At 44.2% G+C, this 1260-nt stretch carries 2 protein-coding genes and 1 pseudogene; 2 read left to right on the forward strand and 1 reads right to left on the reverse strand.

Going from position 1 to position 1260, the window contains the following annotated elements:
* Window positions 1–230: transposase (locus WG89_RS28340; RefSeq protein ID WP_172806882.1), on the forward strand; the 230-nt coding region annotated here is incomplete at its 5' end.
* Between the two features lie 108 nt (window positions 231–338).
* A complete protein-coding gene (locus tag WG89_RS28345) occupies window positions 339–1025 on the forward strand; it encodes a hypothetical protein (RefSeq protein ID WP_172806956.1) in 687 nt (228 codons plus the stop codon).
* 14 nt (window positions 1026–1039) lie between these two features.
* Here WG89_RS28345 and WG89_RS31500 read toward each other — a convergent pair.
* Window positions 1040–1260, reverse strand: a pseudogene (locus tag WG89_RS31500) (IS1595 family transposase); the annotation flags it as partial.

The following is a 1260-nucleotide window of genomic DNA, read 5'->3' on the forward strand; positions in this document are numbered from 1 at the left end:
GAATACATGTATTGCCTGCCTATTCCCCAGAGCTCAATCCTGATGAATTTGTCTGGGGATTCCTGAAATCAGGATGTATAGGAAGAATGATCTTAAGAACGAAAGATCAATTCCTTAAAGCCATTTCATCAGGCCTTAAGAAGCTTCAGAGGAGTCAAGGTATCATTCTTGGTTTCTTTAGAGCAGAGCATACTGCCTATGCATGTTTGGAGACGTTTTCGGGTAGTTAATGCACATATCAATATCTCGAAAGCTATAAATCACTGGGAGAAAGAGATACTGCTGGCTTCTATCATGCCAAAGAAATAGGGACCGGCTGGCCAGAGGAAACTAAAGATTTGTTTCTTAAAGGTCAGAAAATTGTCCGCTGCCTACAAAGATTCAACACGCTTTTTTCAGACTTCACTACCTCAGACAGACCCGATAGAGCACTGCATGCAATGTCCGTTATGGTGGGTAAAGAATCAGTGAAAGGAGACAGCTACAGGTTGCTCGATGACCGGGAAAGTGTACTAAAAGAATTAGAAACTATTGGTTGTAAAGATGAGTGGTTGAAAGCGGAAAAAGCCGCTAAGGAAACTCTGGATCTCATTTCAGCCAGTGCATCCCTGTACCCGTACTCTAAGCAAGAGTTGACAGCCTCAAATGCTACTCTGGAAACGTTAGGCAGTGAAGTCTTTTCGATACTTAACAGAGTCAGTCGGGGGAAAGGAAAATATAAGACAACAAAAGACGAAAAGAAACTGATCCAAAAGCAGCAACAAGAGAGCGAGAAAAATAAAGCGCTTCAGAAAGATTATGATGATGTTGTTGCACAAAGATTAAGATTACTGGAATCATCACTCAAACAGCTCGACGTTCACACTCGCCAAATTAGTCAGAAACACCAGGCTGAGTTTGATGCTTGTCGAAAAGCCGCAAGACCAGACGTTCGACTTGTAGACTCTAAAGGCCTGCCAAGAGAGCGGGAAACGGAAAAAGTCAGCTCAGAGCTTCTTCTGCCTACAAATGGTGTTGGCTCTTAATGGATTCCGGGGAGTTATCCAAACAACACTCCCAGAAGACCGGTTAGAGCTGCTTTCCCGCGCTTCTTGATATTGTGCAGGCACTCGAAGAAACCCAAATACAGCGGTAACTTCTCTTGTGATATACCCCGATGAGGACGCAACCAGGAACGCAACAGCGACCAGAACCCCTCCATTGTATTCACATGAATCTCATGAAAACCGTCGCCGTCCTCATCTCGTGCATATTCACCGG

Source organism: Endozoicomonas arenosclerae (assembly GCF_001562015.1).
In the GTDB taxonomy this organism is placed as follows: Bacteria; Pseudomonadota; Gammaproteobacteria; order Pseudomonadales; family Endozoicomonadaceae; genus Endozoicomonas_A; species Endozoicomonas_A arenosclerae.